This window comes from Paraflavitalea pollutisoli (assembly GCF_029360705.1).
GTDB lineage: Bacteria > Bacteroidota > Bacteroidia > Chitinophagales > Chitinophagaceae > Paraflavitalea > Paraflavitalea pollutisoli.
In genome coordinates this window covers 1-625 of sequence record NZ_JARKMX010000015.1, presented here as the reverse complement: position 1 = coordinate 625, position 625 = coordinate 1, and the positions used below count along the sequence as shown (strand labels likewise).

Sequence of the window (625 nt, the reverse complement as noted above, 5' to 3'; positions counted from 1 at the left end):
GTAACAAGGTAGCCGTATCGGAAGGTGCGGCTGGAATACCTCCTTTTTAGAGACTGCTCTTAATCTTTTAGTTATTGCTTTTCTTCACTTTCAATTTTCCAAACTTTAAGTTCTTTTCATTAGTAACCCGAATAGAGGTGCTACTAAGATCCGTAGCTCAGCCTGGTTAGAGCACTACACTGATAATGTAGGGGTCAGCAGTTCAAATCTGCTCGGGTCTACCAAACAGCTGCAAGCCAAAAGCGATAGCGAAACCATGTTTCACACTATACGCAGAAAGCTCTAAGCTAAACAATGGGGGGTTAGCTCAGTTGGCTAGAGCATCTGCCTTGCACGCAGAGGGTCATCGGTTCGACTCCGATATCCTCCACTCCAAACAGTTCTTTCTTTATTGATGTGATGTAACAAAAGTGTTACGATCTGCAGGTTCACAACCTGAACATCAGCATCGTTCTAACCGAAGTTAGTTAATGTGTTATTTGATTTTCAAATGGTCACGTTATCAAATCTTCAACTTGAATAAGCTCTTTGACATATTGGGATAGTAATTTGTAATTATAAGTTGTAAATGAACGAGTGATAGTAATAACTCTTTTAAAGCACTTAAGGGCGTATGGTGGATGCC

The 625-nt window shown here is 40.6% G+C and carries 2 tRNA genes; both read left to right on the top strand.

Annotated elements, in window-relative coordinates:
* Positions 1-146 precede the first annotated feature (146 nt).
* Positions 147-224 (top strand) — tRNA-Ile (locus tag P2W70_RS34360).
* Positions 225-296: 72 nt separating this feature from the next.
* Positions 297-370 (top strand) — tRNA-Ala (locus P2W70_RS34355).
* The last annotated feature ends 255 nt before the right edge of the window (positions 371-625 follow it).